Source organism: Marinobacter sp. MBR-99 (assembly GCF_040547575.1).
Lineage (GTDB): Bacteria > Pseudomonadota > Gammaproteobacteria > Pseudomonadales > Oleiphilaceae > Marinobacter.
Window position 1 is genome coordinate 264,366 of the sequence record NZ_JBEPPY010000001.1, and the last position, 21,863, is coordinate 286,228.

Sequence of the window (21,863 nt, forward strand, 5' to 3'; positions counted from 1 at the left end):
CCTTTCTTGAGGTACTTGAGTTTTATGTTATAAGTAATGATAAGTTCGCCAGTTTTCTGCGAGCTGAATGTTGGCCGGCAGGGTGCATGGCCCATAACAAACGCCGGCCCCATGTCCCCGGCATTAGTTCACGAACAGGATGCGGTAGTCTCCGCAAAGTAACAGGAAGCGTTTATGGTTCAATCGTCTCTGGCGACGAAATCGCAGTCGTTTGATTTGGTCAAAAGCGAAATCGAACAGACCATCAAACAGGCAGAATCCAGCCTTGAGCGCTTTCAGGAAAATCGTGAGAGTGGGGAAGACCTGCAGAACTGTGTTGATTATCTCAATCAGTTGCGGGGCATCTTCATTCTGGTGGAATTGCGTGGTGGAACCCTGCTGTGTCAGGAGGCAGTGAACCTGGCCAACGACGTGCCCGTTGGCGCCAATGACGACAAGAACATTCTGCTGACGACCCTCAACAGCGCCCTGTTTATCTTGCGTCGCTACGTTGAATATTACCACCAGCAACGGGAGGACCATCCGGAATTGCTGCTGCCGGTGATCAATGATCTACGCGAGGCGCGGCGCGAGAAACCCTATCCCGAATCCTGTTTCTTTGATGTGGATGTGAAAGAGCGTCCGGATTTCTGCTCCGGGCTCTCGCTTCAGCCGCTTGAAGGCGGCGATGCCGAATACGAAATTCTCGCCAGGCGTATGCGCCTGACCCTCCAGGTCGCTCTGCTTGGCATTCTTCGTGAGCGTAATGAGGTGGTCAGCAAAAAGCTGGTGGCCAGGGCTTCCCGTGGCTTTGCCAGACTTTGCCAGGGCGCGCCAATGGGCCAGATGTGGTGCTTGCTGTCTGTGGTTGCAGACACCATGCTGGACCGGGCCATGGGCTTCAATAAAGCCCGAAAACGTCTGCTTATGCGAATAGAGAAGTATGCCCGCCAAGTGGTGTACGTTGGCAAAGTGGCCACCACCAAAGATGCCCCTGACTCGGTCATCAAAGACCTTGTCTACCTTTTGTACCGCAGCGGGTCCGCTAATCCCGAGGTGGCGAGCGTTCTTTCCGCCTACCGGCTGGCGCCCTCTGAGTTTCCCGATGCTATCCTTGAAGCCCACTCGCGCCGGCTGTACGGCCCGGGTTCGGATGTACTGAAATCCTTGTCGGAAGCGCTGCAGGAAGAGCTCAATCAACTGAAGGATAAGCTGGACATCATCGAACGGGGTATCGAGCCAGACCTGGCCGAGCTGGCGTCCATCGCTGACGCCCTCGAGCGCCTGGCGAACACCCTGGTGATGCTCGATCTCAATCGCCTGGCCGGTATTGCCCGTGAGGAAGCGACGAAACTCCGTCAGTGGGAGGAGGAGAAGCGCCTGCCGGCAGAGGACGAACTCTATCGCCTGGCCGATTCGGTGCTGGGGGTGGAGGATGCCGTCATGCAGATCGTCATTCGAGGTATTACCTCGGAGACCGATGCGTTGGCAGGCAGTGAACGCAAGCGGGACGAGTCCGTCTACCTGCAGGAAGCCATCTGGGTGGTTGCAGACGAGGCGCGTAGCGCCCTGACCCTGGCCAAGCGTGCTATTACCGCGTTTATCGAATCCGACTACGACAAGTTGCACCTGGCCAACCTGCCGGGCACCCTGCGCAGTATCTGGGGTGGTTTGCAGATGGTGAACGACCCCCAGGCTGCCAGTGTCATTGCGCGGGTAGCGGCATCCATTCAGGAGCAGCTACTGGATGCGAGGGAAGCGCCGGCACCTCAGGTGCTTGAAGCGCTGGCGGACGCGCTTACGTCGCTGGAGTACTACATTGAAAGCATTGGCCGCCGCGAAGAGAGCAACAGCGACCTGCTGAAACTGGCGGAATCGTCGTTGGGCGACGTCGGGCTGTAATAACGGCTTCGGTGTCGTTGAAGCGACCAAAAAAAACCTGCGACTTGCGCAGGTTTTTTTATGGCCTGTTAAGCGGGGCTTAGCCCATCTTGAACAGTTCACCCAGCTTGGTTGCCAGCATCATGTCGCCTTCGGCGCGCAGCTGACCAGCCATGAATGCCTGCATGCCGTCGGTTTCGCCGGAAACGATACCCTGCAGGGTGTCGGAGTTCATGATCAGGGTAACGGAAGGATCGTCGTTCGCGCCTTCGTGCAGCTTGCAAGTGCCGTCGTTGATCACCAGGTGGTAGGTTTTGTCATCTTCGATGTCGAACTGGAACACCAGATCCAGGCCTTGTGCCGCGTCTGCGTTGAAATTCTGTTCGAGTTTTTCAAATACCTGAGCTACAGACATTGTTTTACCCTTTTGAGTGGTTGTCTTGTCATGGTGACGGCTTGGAATCCCTGGCCTCAGAAGCCTGTTTGATAGCCCGGGTAGCGCCGACCTCGCCATCCGACTTTATGGTTAGAACACGGTTGTGTCAAGCTTGATCGAACGCTTGTTTTAATTTTCTTTTGGACTTATCACGCCCCCTGTGAGGGGGTACACTCATGGCTTTGCAACGACGTCTGGAGACTGCATTTTGGAATTTCTGACCGAATACGGACTTTTCCTCGCTAAAGTGGTGACCTTCGTGGTGGCCGCCATCATTCTGGCCTCGGTGATTTTCTCCGCCACCCAGCGGGACCGGAGTGATCATGAAGGAGAGGGCGAGCTCAAAATTCGCAAACTGAACGACCAGTACCGGAAACTGAAAGAATCCATCCAGTCCCGGTTGATGTCAGACGCCGAACACAAGGCCTGGCAGAAACAAAAGAAGAAAGAAGAGAAAGCCGAGAAAAAATCGGCCAAACAGGATAAAACCGCTGAGGAAGAAAAGGCCTCCAAACCACGCATCTATGTCATCGACTTCGATGGCGACATCAAAGCCAGCGATACCGACACGCTCAGGCGGTCGGTCTCTGCGGTGCTCAGTGTCGCCAACCCGGAGACAGACGAGGTGGTGGTTCGCCTGGAAAGCGGTGGCGGCCTCGTGCACGCCTATGGTCTGGCAGCCGCACAGCTAGACCGGATTCGCAGTAAAGGGGTTCCCCTGACGGCCTGCGTAGACAAGGTGGCGGCCAGCGGTGGTTACATGATGGCTTGCGTTGCCGACAAGATCATTGCGTCGCCCTTTGCAGTTCTGGGTTCGATTGGTGTGGTTGCCCAGCTGCCGAACTTCCATCGTTTTCTGCAGAAGAACGATGTGGATTTTGAAGTGCTGACCGCCGGTGAGCACAAGCGCACACTGACCGTGTTTGGAGAGAACACCGAAAAGGGCCGGCAGAAATTTCTCGCGGACCTTGAAGATACCCACGGCCTGTTCAAGGAATACGTCAGCGAGCGGCGCCCTGCGCTGGATATCCAGGCGGTGGCCAATGGCGACATCTGGTTTGGCAAGCGTGCCCTTGAGGTCAAGCTCATTGACGATATCAAGACGTCGGACGAATACCTGATCGAGGCCTGCGATCGGGGTGAGGTGGTCTCGGTGTCATTCCAGCGTAAGAGAACCCTGCCGGAACGGCTTGGCCTGGCCACCAGTGCGGCGCTTGAGCATACCGTTTGGCGGGTGCTCAGTGCTTTCCGTAATCAGAAAATTCAGTAAGTCAGGGTCGGGCGCAGAGAGTTTAACGCTCTGCGCCCACCCGTGATCGCTCAGGAAGCCCTGCGACGGAACAGGGGCTGGTCGGTATCGGTGGCAGCCTGGTAGGCCTGGCTGAAGAAGTTCAGGCAGCGAGCTGCCTTGCTGATGTCCTTGTCGGCCCGCAGCACGTAGGAATCGAAGCCGCACCGTTTCATGAACTGCAACTGGTCCAGCAGTACATCACCGATGGCTCTCAGCTCTCCCTGGTAGCCAAACCTTTCCCGCAGCAGGCGGGCGATACTGTAACCCCGGCCATCCACAAAGCGTGGAAAGTTCACCGCAATCAACGGTAATTCCTTAACCTTTTCCCCGAGCATTTCGGGCTCGTCATGGCTGTCGAACCAGACTCCGATATCATCCCGCCCTACGTAGTGCTCGTAGCCTGCAAGCCACAGATCCGCGGGAATCAGCGCAGGCTGGCCTGCGGCTACATTGAGGGATTCACCCTCGGCAGGGCGCTCTACGACCACCCAGCTGTCGTTACGGATGCTGCCGTCAGCAGCGATTACATCAGGCATAGACCCGCTCCTTGAATGGTTCAATACCAACACGGCGATAGGTATCCAGGAAGGTTTCTTCCTCGCTCCGTTTGTCGACATATACATCAATGATCTTGGCAATCACTTCGGGCATCTGGTCCCTTGCAAACGAGGGCCCCAGAATCTTGCCAATGGCGGCGTCATGATGGGAGTCGCCACCGAGACTGATCTGGTAGAACTCTTCGCCTTTCTTGTCAACGCCCAGCACGCCAATGTTACCAACGTGGTGGTGGCCACAGGCATTCATGCAGCCGGAGATGTTGAGGTCGATGGGGCCGAGGTCGTACAGGTAATCCAGATCATCAAAGCGACGCTGGATAGCCTCAGCAACGGGAATCGATTTGGCGTTGGCCAGGGCGCAGAAATCGCCGCCCGGGCAGCAGATGACGTCGGTCAGGGTGTTCAGGTTGGCAGTGGCAAAGCCCAAGGGAACGAGGCGCTGCCAGAGCTCGAACAGCTGGTCCTGGCGAACATCGGCCAGAACCACATTCTGCTCGTGTGTCGCGCGGGCCTCACCAAAGCTGAACTGGTCCGCCAGGTCGGCAATCTGCTCAAGCTGATAATCGGTCACGTCACCCGGCGGGGTCCCGGTTTTTTTCAGGGTCAGGGTGACACTGGCATAGCCGGGCTTCTTGTGCTCGCTGACGTTGTGAGTCAGCCACTTGTCGAATTCGCGGTTCTCAAATCGTTGCTCACTCAGCAGGGCAGTGGCGTTCTCCAGTGTCTCGTAGTCAGGCTCGGTGAAATAGCCCTGGAATTTGCGGATCGCTTCCGGGGTCAGCCGAGTCGGGGAGTCTTTGATGTGTGCCCATTCAGCTTCGACTTTCTCGGCGAAACCTTCCGGGGTCAGTGCCTTCACCAGAATCTTGATGCGTGCCTTGAACTTGTTGTCGCGCCGGCCGTAACGGTTATAGACCCGCAGGACCGCCTCCAGGTAAGTCAGAAGGTCGAGTTCCGGCAGGAATTCCCGAATGACTGGCCCCACCATGGGCGTGCGGCCCAGGCCGCCACCTACGTGTACGCGGAAGCCCAGCTCACCCTGATCATTCCGGACCAGTTGCAGGCCGATATCGTGTACCTGAATGGCCGCCCGGTCCGTCTTTTCGGAGGCATTAACCGCCACCTTGAATTTGCGAGGAAGGAAAGCGAATTCCGGGTGGAAGGTAGACCACTGCCGGATAATCTCGCAGTAAGGGCGAGGGTCGGCGATTTCATCGGCCTGAACACCGGAGAACTGGTCTGTGGTGGTGTTACGGATGCAGTTACCGCTGGTCTGGTTGGCATGCATTTCCACTTCGGCCAGTTCGGCCAGGATATCCGGAACGTCTTCCAGGTTTGGCCAGTTCAGCTGGATGTTGGTACGGGTTGTAAAATGCGCATAACCCTTGTCGTAATCACGGGTGATGCGGGCCAGGCGGCGGATCTGGTCTGAACGGAGCATGCCATAGGGCACACAGATACGCAGCATGGGTGCAAGACGCTGAACGTAGAGACCGTTCTGCAGACGAAGTGGAAGAAACTCTTCTTCCGCCAGCTCGCCCGCCAGGGCCCGCTCGGTTTGGTCCCGAAACTGTGCGACACGTTCCGCGGCAATTTGCCGGTCGTGCTCATCATAAACGTACATAGGGTAACGTCCTGCCTGGTAACTTCTGAAATGCGGTTGTTGAATGGCGCCAAAATGACATTGGGCCTTATTCCTGAAGCGGAGGATATCACTGGGTTTTTATTCTTAAAATGATTATTTCAAAATATCATTATCGATTCAGGTGATAAGCAGGAAAATCAGCAGCGGCGGGCAGGACTGGACGAATATCAATTTCCTGCTTTAATAAAAGCCGGGTACTGAAACAACAACAAGACTGGATAACCGAGGAGTAAGCTATGAAAAAGACAGCGGATTCAGATAGCCAGGCCGATGCCGTTGCAGCAGTGTTACTGGTGTTGCTGGCTGTTGCCTTTGCGGTAGTGTGGGTTGCCGGCCAGTAGCGCTACTGGCCTGCCAGCACCACCTTTACCACCAGTATTAGCCCGCCCACAAACGCAGCGCCAAACAGCAGCCCGGCAATGATGTAGGGCACCGGGCTTTGGCTGGCAAAATCCTCTTGTCGGCGCTTTTCAGACTGCACCCCCAAAGCGCCGGCGAGGATACTTTGCATGATTTTCAGAACGCCCGGCGAACCGGGCTTTTTCTTGCTGCTATTATTGTTGTTGTCAGCCATATCGTTCATTGAGTCACCCTGATTTATTCGGCCGGATCGTAGGCCAGGCTGGGCATCAGCCAGCGCTCAGCTTCTGCTTTGGACAGCCCTTTTCGTTCAGCATAGTCTTCAACCTGGTCCACGCCAATTTTGCCGACGGCAAAGTATTTGGATTCCGGGTGGGCAAAGTACCAGCCAGAGACCGCTGCCGTTGGGTACATGGCAAAGTGTTCGGTCAGCTGGAGGCTGGTGTTGGCTGTTGCATCCAGCAGTTTGAACAGGGTGGCTTTCTCTGTATGGTCAGGGCAGGCAGGATAGCCGGGGGCCGGGCGGATGCCCTGGTACCGTTCCTTGATCAGGTCATCGTTGGCCAGCTGTTCATCGGTTGCATAGCCCCAGAATTCTTTGCGAACCCGTTCGTGCATGCGCTCGGCGAAGGCTTCTGCAAGCCGGTCTGCCAGGGCCTGGACCATAATGGCGCTGTAATCGTCGTGGGCATCCTTGAACTCTTTGGTCAGTTCGTCCACCCCAATACCGGTGGTTACGGCAAAGCCGCCGACATAGTCACCCACGTGGGAGTCTTCAGGGGCCACAAAATCAGACAGGGCCATCATGGGTTTGCCGGGCGCTTTTTCGTCTTGCTGGCGAAGGTGGTGCAGGGTGGTCAGCTCCTCGGTGCGGGACTCGTCTGTGTAAACGACAATGTCGTCTCCGCGACGGTTGGCCGGCCAGAAGCCAATCACGCCTCTGGCGGTGATGCGTTTATCTACGATCATCTTCTTGAGCAGTTTTTGGGCGTCGTCGAACAGGGTGCGTGCAGCTTCGCCCCGCTTCGGATCGTCGAAGATTGCCGGGTATTTGCCGGCAATGTCCCAGGAAATGAAAAACGGCGTCCAATCGATGTAGTCCACCAGTTCGTTCAGGTCGTAATCGTTGAACGCCCGCACCCCGGTGAAGGCCGGTTTCGGTGGCTGGTAAGTCTCGAAATCGAGTTCCGGTGCCCGTGCCCGTGCTTCTGACATTGACACCAGCTTTGTACGGTCGCCACGGTTCTTGCGGCGCTCACGGATCTCGTCGTACTCGGTACGGGCGGCTTCCACGAGCGTGGGCTTTGCGGTCTTGCTCAGAAGCTGAGAGGCCACGTTTACGCACCGGGACGCATCGGATACGTACAGGGCAATGTCGTTCTTGTACTGGGGCTCGATCTTCACCGCAGTGTGGGCTTTGGAGGTGGTGGCACCGCCAATCATCAGCGGGATATTGAAATCCAGCCTCTGCATTTCCCGGGCAACATGGACCATTTCATCCAGCGAGGGTGTGATCAGGCCGCTCAGACCAATAATGTCGACATTCTCTTTTTTCGCAACGTCCAGAATCTTCTCGCAGGGCACCATCACGCCTAGGTCGATGACTTCGTAGTTATTGCACTGCAGGACCACGCCCACGATGTTCTTGCCAATGTCGTGTACGTCGCCCTTCACGGTGGCCATCAGAATCTTGCCCTTGGCCTGCTGGTCTTCTGTTTTCTCAGCCTCGATGAACGGGATCAAGTGGGCGACGGCCTGCTTCATTACCCGGGCGCTCTTGACCACCTGGGGCAGGAACATCTTGCCATCACCGAACAGGTCGCCGACCACATTCATACCCGCCATCAGCGGGCCTTCGATCACTTCGATGGGGTGGCTGGCGTTCTGCCGGCAGGCTTCTGTGTCGTCAATAATGTAACTGGTGATGCCTTTCACCAGGGCATGCTCAAGACGCTTCTCGACGGGCCATTCACGCCAGGCAAGGTCTTCTTCTTTGGTCTGGCCGCCTTTGCCTTTGAACTTTTCGGCCGCCTCAAGCAAGCGATCTGTTGAGTCATCGCGGCGGTTCAGGACGACGTCTTCCACCAATTCCTTCAGGTCTGGCTCGATCTCGTCATAGATCACCAACTGGCCCGGGTTCACTATGCCCATGTTCATGCCGGCCTTGACCGCGTGATACAGGAAAACGGAGTGAATGGCCTCACGCACCGCATCGTTACCGCGGAAAGAAAACGAGACGTTACTCACGCCACCGGAGATGGACGCGTGGGGCAGGTTTTCCCTGATCCAGCGGGTGGCATTGATGAAGTCCACCGCATAGTTGTTGTGCTCTTCGATGCCGGTGGCGATGGCGAAGATGTTCGGATCAAAAATAATGTCGGCCGGGTTAAAGCCGATACTGGTCAGCACGTCGTAAGAGCGTTTGCAGATCTCGGTTTTACGCTCGAAGGTGTCGGCCTGGCCGTCTTCGTCAAAGGCCATGACGACAACGGCCGCACCGTAGCGCATGCAGTCTTTTGCCCGCTTGATGAACTCTTCCTCGCCTTCCTTGAGGCTGATGGAGTTCACCACCGCCTTGCCCTGAATGCATCGAAGACCGGCCTCGATCACTTCCCACTTGGAAGAATCGATCATGATCGGCACGCGGGAAATGTCAGGTTCGGATGCCACCAGTTTCAGGAAGGTCTCCATAACCTCCCTTGAATCCAGCATGCCCTCGTCCATGTTGATATCGATGATCTGGGCGCCGTTTTCCACCTGGTCCCGGGCCACGCTCAGCGCTTCCTCGTACTGTTCTTCCTTGATCAGTCTCAAAAATCGCTTGGAGCCGGTCACATTGGTGCGTTCGCCCACGTTAATGAACAGCGTGTTTTCGTCACCGGTAAAGGGTTCGAGGCCTGACAGGCGCAGTGCCTTGGGGCGATCGGGAATCTTCCGGGGTGGATACTTGGATACCGCCTTGGCAATGGCTTCAATGTGATCCGGGCGTGAACCGCAACAACCCCCGATGATGTTCAGGAACCCGTCCTTGGCGAAGCCCTCAATGATATCGGCCATTTCTTCGGGGGTCTGGTCGTATTCGCCAAATTCGTTGGGCAGCCCGGCGTTGGGGTGGGCTGACACATAGGTTTCTGCCTTGTTGGCCAGCTCTTCCACATAAGGGCGCAACGCGTCCGCACCCAGGGCGCAGTTAAGACCCACTGAGATGGGTTTCGCATGGGCGATGGAGTTGTAGAAGGCCTCGGTGGTCTGGCCCGACAGTGTTCGACCAGACGCGTCGGTAATGGTGCCGGAGATCATGATCGGCAGTTCAAAACCGTTGTCCTCAAAGAACTGCTGGGTCGCGTAAATGGCGGCCTTGGCGTTCAGGGTGTCGAAAATGGTTTCAATCAGGATCAGATCGGAGCCGCCTTCCACCAGCCCGGAGACCGCTTCATAGTAATTATCCACCAGGGTCTGGAAATCCACATTCCGGTAACCCGGGTTATTGACGTCTGGTGAGATGGAGGCGGTGCGCGATGTAGGGCCCACGGCGCCGGCAACAAACCGTGGTTTGTCCGGATTGCGGGCGGTGAACTCATCAGCGATTTCCCGAGCGATCCTGGCCGCTTCCACGTTCAATTCACGGGCCAGATCTTCCATGCCGTAGTCCGCCTGGGAAAGGCGGGTGGAATTGAAAGTGTTGGTTTCGATGATGTCTGCGCCGGCATCCAGGTAGTCTGCGTGGATATTGCGGAGCAGGGCCGGCTGGGTCAGGTTGAGGAGATCGTTGTTGCCCTGAACGTCCCGGTCGAAATCCTTGAATCGGTCGCCCCGGAATGCGGCTTCGTCCAGCTTCTGGTTCTGGATCATGGTGCCCATGCCACCATCGAGGATGATGATGCGTTCCTTGAGGGCCTTATGAAGCTGTTCCAGGCGGGTAGTACGATCGGTCATAGGGAATTCTTCCGGGGTCATTAATAACGTCGTGTTTGTTCGGACGGCGCGGGATCATAGCAAAATTGTACGTATACGTCTTAATACAGATGATCATTATCGAGCACTGACCACAAAGTTCCTGGCGGGAGGTTATACGTGCAATTCATTATCCTGTTAAAGCCCGACTATTTTACTTGGTCTTTTAAGTTCCTGCGAACTCTCCTAAAATAGAGACTACATTTGAAAACAGGTAGGAAGCATGGCTTTGGTAACTGTCACTGATTCCGCAAGGGATTATCTTGCGCAACTGATTGAAAAGCAGGATGTCGAGGGCATGGGCGTTCGTATTTTCGTCACCCAGCCGGGTACCCGCAATGCCGAGACCTGTCTGGCCTATTGCCCGCCAAACGAAGTCGTCCCTACAGACGAGCAGGTTGATCTGCAGAAATTCACCCTGTTCCTGGACCATAACTCGGTACCGTTTCTGGAAGATGCCTACGTGGACTACTCCAAAGACCAGATGGGCGGCCAGTTGACCATCAAGGCGCCGAACGCCAAAGTGCCCCAGGTGTCTGATGACGCCCCCCTTCCTGAGCGGGTGAACTACGTGCTGGCGTCTGAGATCAACCCCAATCTGGCGGCCCACGGCGGTGATGTATCGCTGGTCGAGATCGTTGAGGAGTCGGTGGCAGTGCTGCGTTTCGGTGGCGGTTGCCAGGGCTGTTCCGCCGTCAGCCTGACCCTCAAGCAAGGTGTTGAGAAAACCCTCAAGGAGCGGGTTCCGGAGATCACTGCGGTTCGTGATGTGACCGACCACTCGAACACTGAAAACGCCTACTATCAGTAATTTCTGCATTACCTCTGCCAGGCCGTCGTTCACCGCGGCGGCTGCCGCAGATGCCTGTCTTTCGTGGCTACACGGCCAATGTCCTGATATCTGCAATACTCCATTATCCTGTTGATTAACAGAACCGTGCACGGTTGCTGTACCGTGCCATAAAAAACAGTGATATCAGCGGCGCCATTGCCGCCAGACTTGAAACCGGGGTAACACTTGCTCGACCTTGCTCTCTTATCCGTACCTGTGATGGCTGCTGTCGTCGGCTGGTTTACGAACTGGCTTGCGATACAGATGTCATTTCACCCGGTGCGTTTCATCGGCATTGGCGTTATTGGTTGGCAGGGTGTTATCCCCCGTAAAGCCGAGAAGATGGCGCACATCTGTATCGACCGGACGCTGCAGCAGTTTGGTGATCTGAATACCGTCTATCAAAAGCTGGAGCCCCAGCGCATTGTTCAACAGGTGGTGGCACAGGTTTCACCACGGATGGATGAATACATCGACGAAGTCATGTACGAAGTGCAGCCGGTGTTGTGGGATAACCTGCCGCTGTTTGTTCGCGCCAGGATCTACCAATGGGCCAGGCAGCAGCTGCCGGACAGGATTGAAGAGCTGGTTGAGGATTTCGGTGACGACCTGAATGAGCTGGTGGATCTGAAAGCACTGCTCAGCCGCGAATTGCAAAATCATCCTGACCTGATGAATCGCATTTTCCGGGAAGCCGGTTCCGTTGAATTGCAATCGGTCATTAACCGTGGTGCCATCATTGGCGGTTTGCTGGGTGCCATCCTGGCGCCGCTGTGGCTGGCCTATCCGGAGCCATGGCTGCTGCCGGTCGGTGGTTTTGCCATTGGCTTTATCACCAACTGGATCGCCATTAATCTGATTTTTGCACCGCTTCGCCCTCGCCGGGTTCTGTTTTGGCGGATTCAGGGGTTGTTTCTGCGCCGTCAGGAGCAGATCAGTGATACCTGGGCACGTCTGGTGGCCGAGGAACTGATCACCGTTGAGAAGGTGGCGGACGCCATGATCAATGGCCAGCACGGAGCACGAACCCGAGCGATCATCCAGAAGCATCTGCGCCCAATGCTCGATAACTCCATGGTTATGAAGCTGGCGGCACAGGTGACGGTTGGTATGACTGGCTACACTGATCTCAAGCGAGTGATGAACCAGAAGGCGGTGATCGCCACCCGGGATGTGTTCAACGATCCCGCTTTTAACAAGGAGCGGGCACCCATTGTGGCCGGTGTGCTGGCGGGCCAGATGAAATCGCTCCGTCCGGAGGAGTTCCAGGACATATTGCGGCCGGCGTTCAGAGAAGAAGAGCTCCAGCTGATGTTTGTTGGGGGCTTGTTCGGCGCAGTGGCCGGCCTGATTCAGTTTATCGCGATGAACCAGCTGCCGATGCCGCCACTGGGTGGCTAACAAGGGAGACAGGTAATGTCTGTGTGGGTTTTGATGATTGTTCAGGTGCTGTTGACCGCTGGTACGGTGGCGGCTGTTCTGTTTGCGTTCTGGTACCTCGTGGTTCGGCCCTGGCTGGCTGAACGCATGCGGGAGTTGGTGGAAGCCGCTGACCAGATCGAGCCCAAGGTGGCCAAGGGCGTCAACAAAGGCGTCGCCGATGCCGTCCGGCAGCTCCCGCAAAATGCATGGGAAGGCGCGACCAAGGAGTCGACCAAGCAATTCCTGAAGTTTGGCTCCAATCTGTTCGAGAACGGGCTCAGCAGCTTTCTGGGCTCGACTGCCGAAATGCAGAAATCCCAATCCAGCAATGGTAGCCGGCCACCCGGGCAGGGCGATCGCTGATCAAAGGCAGTTGGTTGGCCTGGGTAGCCCGGCAATCCGGCAGGCGGTTTTGGCGGGTGTGCCTGGGAACAACTGCATCAGGTAGATACTGTTGCCCTTGTCGTCCCCGAACGCTTCTTTCACTGCCTTCACAAATAACCGGTTTGACGGCGGAGACATTTCATGTTGTTTGTAGAATTCCCTCAGGAAATCTATGATCTCCCAGTGATTTTCATTTAGCTGTATGCTGTCCTCGGCGGCAATCTCTTGTGCTACCTCAGGGGTCCAGCTGCCAGCGTCTTCCAGAAAACCCTCGTTGTTGCGTAACGGCAAAGTCGTCATTGTATTACCAGCTCACGGTGCGTGAATGTTCGGCAGTCAGGCGCACCAGATCGCCATAGCTGATGATTTGTACATTGGGGTTGCCTGCCAGGCCTCTGGCCTCAAGGTCTGCGCCAAGGGCAACACAGTTTCGGGGCAGGCTAGTGGTGCTGTCTGTTACCGCCAGTACCGCATTTTCCGCCAGTGCCAGCGTGTCTCCTTCGTGAACGGCTGCCAGACAGGTTGCGAACCTTGGGTGACTGGGTGATTTGTTCAGGATATGAAGTGTCGCCTGAATCGTTTGTTCCTGTGTCATTCCGTCATCCTTAGCCTGCAAAAACGATCCGTTCAAAGCGATCAAGGGCGTCTCTGACCGATGGAATCAGTTCCACGCCATTCAGCCTGTCTTCCTCACCAAGCCGAAAACGTTCGCAGGCGGATTGTTCCGCGAGAATCTGTTCGACTCCGAACACCGGTGCCGCAGCAAGATTCTTTTCAACCGTTTTCTGGCCGATGCCTCCGGCATCCTGGGATTTGCGCAGCCAGTTAACACCAGCGCCGATAAAGAGCAATGCCGCTGGTTGATCGAAGGCTGCCAGGGAAAACACCATATCCAGCGCTTCGCGACCGGACCAGGAGCCATACGGAGCCTGATCAATCACAATCAAGGTGGTCATCTTAGTGGCTCCCATGAAAGTAGATCACGCGGTCAGACTTCAGGTTGCCTTCCACCCATTCCCCCAAGCCCGCTATCTGGTATGGCTGGCGAAGGTTGTTGGCGCTGAGTTCATACCTCGCCTGTTCGCCCTGGTCGACGATTCCCCGGCGCAAGGCCGAGGCAATGCAGGCGACCCCTGGCGTCTGGTTGTCAGCAAGGAAATCTGCCCACTGGCCAGGCCAGTGGGGTTCATCGGAGGGGGGCGTACTCAGGGCTGAAGCTAGGTGTACGCCCTCGCCATAAAGAAACACCCGGTCGATGTGGTGGCCGGCTGCAATCAGCTCCTGTGCGAATGCCAGTGCTGTTTGTGGTGCCTGGCTAGACCAGGGAGCGCCGGTAATAACCAGGGTGTAAGAAAGGCCAGGGGACATAACGATAGGTTGCCGGTCAGAAATGGATCGGATTTCAGTTTACCGAAAGCAAGAACCCCGGCAAAGGCCGGGGTTCCTGTTCAACGCATTGCTCTGGCGAATCAATCGTCGCCGCTGAATGCCGCCAGCAGGTGCAGCAGGCTGACAAACAGGTTGTAGATGGCCACGTACAGGCCAACGGTTGCGATCACGTAGTTACGCTCGCCGCCTTTGATGATCCGGCTGGTTTCAAACAGGATCATGATGGAGGCGAAAATGGTGAAGCCAGCGGATACCGCCAGATGCAGGGCAGAGCTCTGCATGAAGAAGGCCAGCAGCATGGCACCGATCAGCACGAACGCACCGGCCGTCAGGAAGCTGGACATAAAGCTGAAGTCTTTCTTGGTGATCAGCGCGGTGGCTGACAGGCCAACAAAGGCTACGGCTGTCAGGGTCAGTGCCTGGGCGACAATCTGAGAGGCACCCGCGGCCACGAACGCGCCGATGATCGGGCCCAGGGTGTACCCCATGAAGCCGGTCAGGGCGAAGGTGGTGACGATGCCCCAGGGGCTGTTCTTGAGCTTATAGGTCGCGAACAGCAGGCCAATATAGCCAACGATGGTGATCAGGAAGCCCGGGTGCGTGCCGTTCATGTTCAGGAACGCAGTCAGGGCCGAGAAGGCCAGGGTCATGCCCAGCAGCATGTAGGTGTTGCGCAGTACCTTCAGCGCATCTTCATCAATGCCCGCTGTTACGCCGGTGGCTTGACCGGACTGCGGGTAGGCAGCCTGGTTGTTCTGAACGCCGAAACGTCTGTCTTCCATTGTCATCTCCGTTTATTGCAACTGGATACTGAGTCCCATGATAATGTCGAATCCGCAACTTTCAATCATTTACGACAGAAAATACCCCAATGGATTCCATTAAACTGGTGTAATCTTGTTCGCGGCGTAACCAGAACCAGTGGAATTTCCAACGTTTTTTCTTCAAGGCGTTGACAGTAAGGGCAAATCCGGTATCATTCCACCCGCTGTCGCAATGGCAGCAACGGAAACGCACCTTTCGGTGTTTTTTCGGTAAGACGGTGGGCTGGCAGAGTGGCTGAATGCAGCGGTCTTGAAAACCGCCGACGGTTAATAGCCGTCCCGGGGTTCGAATCCCTGGCCCACCGCCATTTTTCTTCCAATCTTTGTCTCGTTGACCTCCCCAGACCGATATCCGCACCTGCGTAAAGTCCTTCGTATCGAACCGCCTTCCCAATCCAGTACACTGGTATTCCTCTGACCATAAGCGTTCTAACAGGTGCCGCCATGGATCAAAATCAGAATCAGAGCTCAGAGCAGGATCGAAAGCACCGGCGCTACGCCGTCTCCGCCAACCGTGGGGCGGCCAGCCATCGAGTGCGTTATGTGGAAACCGGTGGTGCCGGTGTGGATACTGAAGAGTGCACGTTTTGCCAGGCCGTTCCCGATCTAAACCATGCCGGTGGCATCAGAGCCACTCAAGTGCCCGGCCGCGGCGACACCAGCGAGTGTGCTGGTAATGGAGTTCAAACAGGCGCCGCTGATTCTGCGCAGTAGCCAGGTCAGATAATTCAAACCGGACTTGGGCGCCGGGTAGTTGTTGGGCCAAAAGCCCGCAATCCATGGCGGGAACCACGCCGGGCTTCGGGTAGCCACCAATGGTCTGGCAATCGTTCAGCAAGACGATAGGTTGACCATCACCGGGAATCTGTACGGCCCCCAGGGCGATGCCCTCGGAAATAATTCCGGGTGGCGGGGAACACAGGGGCGTTCCCTGAAGCCGAAAACCCATGCGGTCGGTTTGGTCGCCAACGATGTAACTGTTCGTTGTCAGCCGGATGATATCCGCTCGCTGAAACTGAGGGTATTGATAGCCCGGAATCAGCCGGATAACCGCTTCTGCATCAAGGTCGGGACGCTGGTGATCCGGTACTTTCCGCTCTGGCACTTGGCGCTTTGGCTGCAACGGCATCAATCGGTCTCCCGCCTGCACCGGGCCCTGGCCCTCGAGCTTTTCTCGAACAACCACCGAACGGCTCCCGAACTGCTCCGGCGAATCCAGCCCACCCGCCACGGCGAGGTAGACAAGCCGATGGTGCGTTGAATGGTCAATCGCCAGCTCGTCACCGTCATTCAGGTTCAGGGTTTGCCATTGTTCAACGGGTTGTCCGTTTATCGTTACGCAGGTTGCGGCCCCTGTGATGGCAATCTGAAGCGAGCCGCGGGCAATCCCATGGAAGCCGCCCAGCACGATCTCCAGGCAGGCCGCACTGCGAGGGTTGTCCAGCAGCTTGTTGGCCCAGGTATAACTGATCAGGTCCAGTGCGCCGCCTGCCGCCAGCCCATGGTGGCGATAACCCCGTCGACCGCTGTCTTGAATGGTGCTTTGTACGCCGGGGCGGACGACTTCCAGAAAACTCATGGGGTCAGTTCCCCGCCTGCGGCCAGAAACGCCTTCCGGCTTATGGCTTTGAATCTCACCCGGTCGCCGACCCTGAGCAGCGACAGGCTGTTTTGGTCAAACAAGGGTGTCGGGCACCGGCCAATCAATTGCCAGCCGCCCGGGGACGCCTGCGGGTATACCGCGGTCTGCCGGTTGGCAATGCCAACACTGCCAGCGGGCACGCTTTTGCGGGGGCTGGTCTTTCGGGGCGCGGCGATGGTGGGGTCCACTTGCCCCATAAAGGCAAACCCGGGAGCAAACCCAAGGGCATGGACCCGGTACTCAACGGCGCTGTGTTTGCGGATGATGTCCTCGCAATCCAGGCCGCACTCTGAGGCCAGCCATTGCAGGTCAGGCCCGGTCTCGGTGCTGTAGTAAACGGGCAGCTCAACCAATCGGCCCTTCAAATCCTGCGCACGCTGGTGGGTGCCTTCAAGGTCAAACAGAGGTCTTAGTTCAGACACGGCCTGCCGAAAATCGATCTTCAATGGATCATAGACCACCATCAACGTGGTGTATGAGGGAACACAATCGACTAACCAGGTGAAACCGGCACTGTGTATGTCGTCGGCGAGTCCGGCGATGCGGGCGGGCAGGCTCTCGTCGATGGCCTCGGCCAGGGTGATCAGGATGGTATCTTCCGAAACCGCTTCAATCATTGCCCGGATTTGCCAAGAGCCTTGCGGATGGCCTTGATCGCCTCAAGCGCGGCGTCGTTGTCGCCATGAACGCACAGGCTGTCTGCCGGAAGTTCAAGCCAGTTACCGGTGGCACTGAATACGCCACCTTTTTCAGCGAAGGACCGGGCCTGGCGCACAATGAGCTCCGGGGATTCGTGCACCGCTCCAGCCTGGCGCCTGGACACCAGTTGGCCTTCGTCGTCGTAGGCTCGGTCGGCGAAGGCTTCGAGCAGCAGGGGAACGCCGACATCGGCGGCCATTTGTTGATGCTCCCGGTATTTCCGGGTGACCGGAATCATCAGGGGCAGATCCTGCCGGAAGGTTCGGGTGGCAACCATGACTGCGTGCAACAGGGCTGGGTCTCGCATCATGTCGTTGTTCAAGGCGCCGTGGGGCTTCACGTAACTCAGGCTTAAACCTTCTTTACGACACATGCCCTCCAGGGCGCCCAACTGATACAGCAGAAGGGCTTCGATTTCTTCCGGGGTGTGGTGGATAGACCGCCGGCCAAATCCGCTGAGGTCGTGATAAGAAGGGTGAGCGCCAACCTCCACGTGGTAACGCGACGCCAGCGCGAGGGTGTTTCTGATGACCATGGGATCGGCGGCGTGAAACCCACAGGCCACATTAGCCATGTCGATCAGGGGCATGACCAGGTCGTCCTGGCCCATCTGCCAGGCGCCGTAACTCTCGCCGAGATCGCAATTCAGTTTCATAGCGTACCGGTCGTCTCAGATATCCGTCCGGCCGGGAAACGTCGCCTGTTTCCGGGCTTCTGCGCATTTCTGCCTGGCAGCCAGATTGTCCGGGCTGTTGTCAGGCACGGCCCACCCTTTCAGGTTGTCTTCCACCAGTTGAACCAATGCGTCGATATGGCCGGGTGCGGCGTTCAGGCAAGGTATGTAGCCAAAACCTTCACCGCCGGCCTCCATGAAGTATTCCCGGTTCTCTTCGTTGATTTCCTCGATGGTTTCGAGGCAGTCTGAAGAGAACCCCGGGCAGAAGACATCTATGGATTTTACACCTTTTTGCGGCAGGGATTTAAGGGTGTCGTCGGTGTAAGGCTGCAACCACTCCTCCCGGCCGAAGCGAGACTGGAAGGTGGTCAGGTAGTCATCCGCGGCCAACCCAAGCCGCTCGGCCAGAAGCCGAGAGGTTTTATGGCACTCGCAGTGGTAAGGGTCGCCCTTGAGGAGGTACTTAAGCGGTACTCCATGGTAAGACAGTATGAGCTTGTCGTGCCGGCCGTGGTTAGCCCAGTGGGCCTCGATATGGCGTGCCATGGCCTCTATGTAGGGCGGGTAGTCATGATAATGGGAAACAAAGCGGAAATCCGGCAGCCAGCGGCGGCGGGTAAAGTCCGCTGAAATGGCATCAAAGGTAGACGCAGTGGTGGACGCTGAGTACTGGGGATAAAGCGGAAGAACCAGCAGCTTGCGAACGCCTTGCTGCTGCATTTCTTCCAGTACTCGGGAAATCGACGGGTTGCCATAGCGCATGGCAAAACCGACCACCACGTTGTTGCCATACTTCTGCTTAAGTGCTTCCCGGATGCCCTCCGCCTGATTGGCGGTGTGTATCAGCAGGGGAGAGCCCTCTGGTTGCCAGACACTGGCGTAGGCCTGGGCGCTTTTTCTGGGCCGTATTCTCAGGATGATGCCATGGAGGATCAACCACCAGATGGGGCGGGGTACTTCCACCACCCTTGGGTCCCAGAGGAACTCGGCAAGATACTTTCTCAGTGCTGGTGTGGTGGGGGCGTCTGGTGTGCCAAGGTTGGTCACAAGTACCCCCAGGCGTTCAGGCTCGTTATGGCTGAACTGATCCGTCCCTTTATATGGCATTGATGCTATCCGATGGTGGTGGGTTAATGCTTGCCAGCCTGCTGTGCCAGTCGCGGTATAAGGCCAGTGATGTCATATCCGGCGCGATGAGCTTTGGACAGAATCTCCTCCGGCTGGGTCTCCCGTGCGGCGCTCAGGGCCCACAGTACAGTACAGCGGGTTCCAGACCGACAGAAGGCCAGTACGGGTTTCTCGGCAGTCCGGATCATCGGGGCAAACTGATCAACATCCTGATCGGTAATATTGCCAGACTCCACCGGAAGGTATACCCACTCCAGGCCATGTTCCCGCGCCGCGGCTTCTATGTCCGCCATGGCAGGTTGGCCAGGTTCTTCACGGTCCGGGCGATTAGCAACCAGGGTCCGGAAACCAAGTTTGGCAATTTCGGCGACATCCTGCACCGAAATCTGGGGGGCTACCGATAAGGTTTCATCAATTTTTCTGATTTCCACTTAGCGCTCCAATGGTCGATGGCCGGGGATTGAACGCCGGGGCAGGCATTAGCTACCAGTTGATGCCCGCATGCGTTCGGCAATTTCAAACAGCATCATACCTGCGACCATCGACGCAACAAAGACCACGCCTTTGATTTCGCCCGCACCAAAGGCAACCAAAGCCGGCCCAGGGCAGAACCCGGCAATACCCCAGCCGACCCCAAACATCATACTACCGACGATCAGCCGTTTATCGATCTGGGTGTTGGTGGGGAGCTTTATGTTGAAGCCCAGGAATGACAATGTGCGTTTGCGGGCGATGGTGAAGGCTACCAACCCAACAATAACTGCACCGCCCATGACAAAGGCCAGGGAGGGGTCCCAGGCGCCGGCGATATCCAGAAATCCGAGGACTTTTTCCGGGTTGGCCATACCGGAAACAATTAAACCAAGACCAAAAATGAGGCCGGCAAACAGGGAAGCAATATGATATTTCATAGCTTCAGGCTCCAATCAGGTGACGGATAACATAAACGGTCACGAACCCCATGCCCATAAAGCTGAGGGTTGCCACCAGAGATCGAAGAGACAGTCGGGACAAACCGCAAACCCCATGACCGCTGGTGCAGCCGGACGCATAGCGTGTTCCAATGCCCACCAGCAAGCCGGCGACGATCAGGGCAGGGTAACCGGCGTTGATTTCGATAGGTGGCAACTGGCCTGCCAGTGTCCAAAGCGCTGGCGCCCCAATCAGCCCGGCAAGAAAGGCAATTCGCCACAGAATGTCGCTTCTGGTGGGGGTAAGCAAACCGCCGAGTATGCCGCTGATGCCAGCAATGCGGCCGTTCAGAAGCAGGAAGCTGGCGGCGGCCAGCCCAATCAGAATGCCGCCAGTTAGTGCAGTGCCAGGGGTAAACTGGCTCCAGGCAATCTCAATCATTTACGTACTCCAGGTTTTGGCTCGGGGAATAAGCTTATAAGTATGGGCGATATTACCAAAAAAAAGCCCGGCAAGGGATGCCGGGCAGAGGCGTGCGAGTAGTATCCATGAAAGACTTCCAGACAAACCGACATCAACTGGGATGCCGGTAACGGGAAGTATTGACCATAATATGAACACTTCAAGTGAGAGTGGCTTTCGTTTGAAAACATTTTTTCATATGCCCTGGGTGTTTATACTGCGCCCTTTCGTTATGCGGGTTACAGGGCGATGAGGATGAGCGCTGAAATCCCCGTATGGCTGTAATACAATAGGCCTGAACGTTCCCGCTTTGTTGCCAAGAGGTATTCATGTCTGAACACGACGATAAGAACCCAGAGACTGATCCGCAGCTTGCGGACAAAATCAAGGATTCCGCCCGCCAGATCTGGCTTGCGGGTCTGGGTGCGTACACCAAGGCAGAGGAAGACGCGGGCAAGTTTTTTGAGCGCCTGGTGCAAGAAGGCGAGCAACTGGAAACCAAAACCCGGGGCGTAGTGGAAAAACAGATCAAGACAGTGGAAGGCCGGGTTGGTGAAGTCAAAGAAAAGGCCACGGGAACCTGGGACAAACTTGAGCATATGTTCGACCAGCGCGTGTCGGGTGCGTTAAGGCGTCTTGGGATTCATCGGCGTGAAGAAATCGAAGCCATGGAACGCCGGATTGAAGCGCTGGAAAGCGAATTGGCCAGATTGCGGGGAGATTCGCCAGTCTCAGACGAAGAAGAATAACCCTCAAAGATAACTGCGGCTGGTCAGCCGAATCTCCTGCTGCTCCTGTTCGGCCAGGTAGGGGAGTATCAGGTGCAGCATCTGATACACCCCTTTGCCGGGATCAACCGATTCGCGATCATCCAGGTGAGACAGTGTGTCAAAACTACTCCAGTAGCAGGCTGTCAGGGTGAGCTGGTCGCACAGAGACAGCAGCTCATCTTTACTGATGGTCATAACACCCTGGCGTTGAAAACTCTCGCACAAAACCCGGAACGCGTTTTTCTTCTTGGCCAGAACCCGCCGGAAACGCACCTGAAGCTGGCTGTAGCGCGATAGCACGTTCACCAGATCCTGGTACAGAAACCGATAGCGGGCGACTGCCTCGAACAGCAGGTGCAGAAAAAAACTGAACTGCTCCAATGATATGTCGGCGTCGTCTGGCACTCCGAGCAGGTCCACCATTTCCGCTTCAAAGCTCTCGAACAGTTCTTCTACAATGTCGCCTTTGCTTTTGAAGTGGTAGTACAGGTTGCCGGGGCTGATATCCAGCTCGTCCGATATCAGCAAGGTGGTAACGTTCGGTTCGCCCAGGCTGTTGAACAGCGCCAGGCTGGTGCCGAGAATCCTGTCCCTGGTTTTGATTTTTTTCATAATTGCCC

Annotated in this window: 24 protein-coding genes and 1 tRNA gene; 7 read left to right on the plus strand and 18 right to left on the minus strand. The window is 56.5% G+C overall.

What is annotated here, in order from left to right; genetic code table 11:
* The first annotated feature begins 174 nt into the window (after window positions 1–174).
* Window positions 175–1,881, plus strand: a complete 1,707-nt coding sequence (locus tag ABIE59_RS01235; protein WP_286920862.1) for a FimL-related protein — start codon at window positions 175–177, stop codon at window positions 1,879–1,881.
* 79 nt (window positions 1,882–1,960) lie between these two features.
* Here the strand turns inward: ABIE59_RS01235 and ABIE59_RS01240 are convergent, their stop codons facing one another.
* On the minus strand, window positions 1,961–2,275 hold the full coding sequence (locus tag ABIE59_RS01240) for an SCP2 sterol-binding domain-containing protein (protein WP_061332831.1): 315 nt from the start codon (window positions 2,273–2,275) through the stop codon (window positions 1,961–1,963).
* Window positions 2,276–2,504: 229 nt separating this feature from the next.
* On the opposite strand from ABIE59_RS01240, the gene sohB reads away from it, so the two are divergent.
* The gene (gene sohB / locus ABIE59_RS01245) at window positions 2,505–3,566 is read left to right on the plus strand and encodes a protease SohB (protein ID WP_106695716.1); all 1,062 of its coding nucleotides are present in this window, start codon (window positions 2,505–2,507) and stop codon (window positions 3,564–3,566) included.
* Window positions 3,567–3,616: 50 nt separating this feature from the next.
* Here sohB and ABIE59_RS01250 read toward each other — a convergent pair whose 3' ends face one another.
* The 4 genes from ABIE59_RS01250 to metH all read right to left on the minus strand — a co-directional run bounded on the left by ABIE59_RS01250 (window position 3,617) and on the right by metH (window position 10,085).
* On the minus strand, window positions 3,617–4,123 hold the full coding sequence (locus ABIE59_RS01250) for a DUF934 domain-containing protein (protein ID WP_061332835.1): 507 nt from the start codon (window positions 4,121–4,123) through the stop codon (window positions 3,617–3,619).
* Window positions 4,116–5,768, minus strand: coding sequence for a nitrite/sulfite reductase (locus tag ABIE59_RS01255; RefSeq protein WP_138435562.1), 1,653 nt, complete (start codon window positions 5,766–5,768; stop codon window positions 4,116–4,118). The genes ABIE59_RS01250 and ABIE59_RS01255 overlap by 8 nt, the downstream gene beginning before the upstream one ends.
* A 364-nt stretch (window positions 5,769–6,132) precedes the next feature.
* Window positions 6,133–6,372, minus strand: coding sequence for a DUF2970 domain-containing protein (locus tag ABIE59_RS01260; RefSeq protein WP_354443495.1), 240 nt, complete (start codon window positions 6,370–6,372; stop codon window positions 6,133–6,135).
* Window positions 6,373–6,386: 14 nt separating this feature from the next.
* On the minus strand, window positions 6,387–10,085 hold the full coding sequence (metH, locus tag ABIE59_RS01265; protein WP_354443497.1) for a methionine synthase: 3,699 nt from the start codon (window positions 10,083–10,085) through the stop codon (window positions 6,387–6,389).
* A gap of 241 nt (window positions 10,086–10,326) precedes the next feature.
* On the opposite strand from metH, the gene nfuA reads away from it, so the two are divergent.
* The 3 genes from nfuA (at window position 10,327) to ABIE59_RS01280 (ending at window position 12,720) form a co-directional block, all read left to right on the plus strand.
* Complete coding sequence (gene nfuA, locus ABIE59_RS01270) at window positions 10,327–10,914, plus strand: Fe-S biogenesis protein NfuA (RefSeq protein WP_058089746.1); 588 nt, start codon at window positions 10,327–10,329, stop codon at window positions 10,912–10,914.
* Window positions 10,915–11,121: 207 nt separating this feature from the next.
* A complete protein-coding gene (locus ABIE59_RS01275) occupies window positions 11,122–12,336 on the plus strand; it encodes a DUF445 domain-containing protein (protein WP_208622845.1) in 1,215 nt (404 codons plus the stop codon).
* A 15-nt stretch (window positions 12,337–12,351) separates the two neighbouring features.
* Window positions 12,352–12,720 (plus strand): hypothetical protein, encoded by a 369-nt coding sequence (locus ABIE59_RS01280; protein WP_286921562.1) that lies wholly within the window; start codon window positions 12,352–12,354, stop codon window positions 12,718–12,720.
* Here ABIE59_RS01280 and ABIE59_RS01285 read toward each other — a convergent pair whose 3' ends face one another.
* The 5 genes from ABIE59_RS01285 to ABIE59_RS01305 form a co-directional block, all read right to left on the minus strand.
* Window positions 12,721–13,041, minus strand: coding sequence for a TusE/DsrC/DsvC family sulfur relay protein (locus ABIE59_RS01285; RefSeq protein ID WP_061332843.1), 321 nt, complete (start codon window positions 13,039–13,041; stop codon window positions 12,721–12,723).
* A 4-nt stretch (window positions 13,042–13,045) separates the two neighbouring features.
* On the minus strand, window positions 13,046–13,336 hold the full coding sequence (tusB, locus tag ABIE59_RS01290; RefSeq protein ID WP_286255505.1) for a sulfurtransferase complex subunit TusB: 291 nt from the start codon (window positions 13,334–13,336) through the stop codon (window positions 13,046–13,048).
* Between the two features lie 10 nt (window positions 13,337–13,346).
* Window positions 13,347–13,697 carry a DsrE family protein gene (locus tag ABIE59_RS01295; protein WP_061332847.1) on the minus strand — a complete coding sequence of 117 codons (351 nt, stop codon included), beginning with the start codon at window positions 13,695–13,697 and terminating at the stop codon, window positions 13,347–13,349.
* Window position 13,698: 1 nt separating this feature from the next.
* Window positions 13,699–14,109: a sulfurtransferase complex subunit TusD gene (gene tusD / locus ABIE59_RS01300; RefSeq protein WP_354443501.1), complete on the minus strand. Its 411-nt coding sequence runs from the start codon at window positions 14,107–14,109 to the stop codon at window positions 13,699–13,701.
* A gap of 101 nt (window positions 14,110–14,210) precedes the next feature.
* A complete protein-coding gene (locus tag ABIE59_RS01305) occupies window positions 14,211–14,912 on the minus strand; it encodes a Bax inhibitor-1/YccA family protein (protein ID WP_058089752.1) in 702 nt (233 codons plus the stop codon).
* 259 nt (window positions 14,913–15,171) lie between these two features.
* Here ABIE59_RS01305 and ABIE59_RS01310 point away from each other — a divergent pair.
* Window positions 15,172–15,262 (plus strand) — tRNA-Ser (locus ABIE59_RS01310).
* 317 nt (window positions 15,263–15,579) lie between these two features.
* Here the strand turns inward: ABIE59_RS01310 and ABIE59_RS01315 are convergent.
* Genes ABIE59_RS01315 through ABIE59_RS01345 form a run of 7 tightly spaced genes read right to left on the minus strand, consistent with a single transcriptional unit; the run spans window position 15,580 to window position 20,452 of the window.
* Window positions 15,580–16,533 (minus strand): 5-oxoprolinase subunit C family protein, encoded by a 954-nt coding sequence (locus tag ABIE59_RS01315; RefSeq protein ID WP_354443503.1) that lies wholly within the window; start codon window positions 16,531–16,533, stop codon window positions 15,580–15,582.
* Complete coding sequence (gene pxpB, locus ABIE59_RS01320; RefSeq protein ID WP_354443505.1) at window positions 16,530–17,213, minus strand: 5-oxoprolinase subunit PxpB; 684 nt, start codon at window positions 17,211–17,213, stop codon at window positions 16,530–16,532. Before pxpB ends, ABIE59_RS01315 begins: the two co-directional genes overlap by 4 nt.
* On the minus strand, window positions 17,210–17,950 hold the full coding sequence (locus ABIE59_RS01325) for a 5-oxoprolinase subunit PxpA (protein ID WP_354443507.1): 741 nt from the start codon (window positions 17,948–17,950) through the stop codon (window positions 17,210–17,212). The genes pxpB and ABIE59_RS01325 overlap by 4 nt, the downstream gene beginning before the upstream one ends.
* 15 nt (window positions 17,951–17,965) lie before the next feature.
* Window positions 17,966–19,078 (minus strand): ferrochelatase, encoded by a 1,113-nt coding sequence (gene hemH / locus ABIE59_RS01330; RefSeq protein ID WP_354443509.1) that lies wholly within the window; start codon window positions 19,076–19,078, stop codon window positions 17,966–17,968.
* 23 nt (window positions 19,079–19,101) lie between these two features.
* Window positions 19,102–19,530 carry a protein tyrosine phosphatase family protein gene (locus tag ABIE59_RS01335; RefSeq protein ID WP_354443511.1) on the minus strand — a complete coding sequence of 143 codons (429 nt, stop codon included), beginning with the start codon at window positions 19,528–19,530 and terminating at the stop codon, window positions 19,102–19,104.
* Window positions 19,531–19,578: 48 nt separating this feature from the next.
* Window positions 19,579–20,010, minus strand: coding sequence for a DUF6691 family protein (locus ABIE59_RS01340; protein ID WP_354443699.1), 432 nt, complete (start codon window positions 20,008–20,010; stop codon window positions 19,579–19,581).
* Between the two features lie 4 nt (window positions 20,011–20,014).
* Entirely contained in the window at window positions 20,015–20,452 is a 438-nt protein-coding gene (locus ABIE59_RS01345; protein ID WP_354443513.1) for a YeeE/YedE family protein, read from the minus strand.
* Between the two features lie 350 nt (window positions 20,453–20,802).
* Between ABIE59_RS01345 and ABIE59_RS01350 the strand changes: the two genes are divergently transcribed.
* Window positions 20,803–21,222, plus strand: a complete 420-nt coding sequence (locus tag ABIE59_RS01350) for a phasin family protein (RefSeq protein ID WP_354443515.1) — start codon at window positions 20,803–20,805, stop codon at window positions 21,220–21,222.
* Window positions 21,223–21,225: 3 nt separating this feature from the next.
* On the opposite strand, the gene ABIE59_RS01355 is transcribed toward ABIE59_RS01350, so the two are convergent.
* The gene (locus ABIE59_RS01355; RefSeq protein ID WP_354443517.1) at window positions 21,226–21,855 is read right to left on the minus strand and encodes a TetR/AcrR family transcriptional regulator; all 630 of its coding nucleotides are present in this window, start codon (window positions 21,853–21,855) and stop codon (window positions 21,226–21,228) included.
* Between the last annotated feature and the right edge of the window lie 8 nt (window positions 21,856–21,863).